1 protein-coding gene is annotated in these 296 nt (G+C 64.5%); it reads left to right on the forward strand.

What is annotated here, in order from left to right; all coding sequences use genetic code 11:
* Positions 1–209: alginate O-acetyltransferase AlgX-related protein (locus J0A65_RS27015; protein ID WP_416135351.1), on the forward strand; the 209-nt coding region annotated here is incomplete at its 5' end.
* Positions 210–296 lie beyond the last annotated feature (87 nt).

Raw genomic sequence — 296 nt, forward strand, 5'->3', positions numbered from 1 at the left:
CGCGTATCGACGATTGGAACTTCGCCGGCTTTCTCAAGCAGGCGCTGCAGCGCGATCTGGTGACCGTCGCCCTGGAAGCGCGCGGTCCGTTCCAGTCCATGAACGAGTTCCTGGCCGGCCCTGCCGCCAGTGGCGACGAGGTGCAGACGGTGATCTGGGAGTTCCCCGTACGCACCCTCCTCGCCCAACGCCAGATCCCTTCTCCCTGACATCTATACCAGCCAGAGGTACCCCTATGCCCGCCCTCATTCTTCGCGTCATGACCCTGCTGCTGCTCGGCAGTGCTTGCGCCCAGG

It is taken from the genome of Bowmanella yangjiangensis (genome assembly GCF_017255015.1).
Lineage (GTDB): Bacteria > Pseudomonadota > Gammaproteobacteria > Enterobacterales > Alteromonadaceae > Bowmanella > Bowmanella yangjiangensis.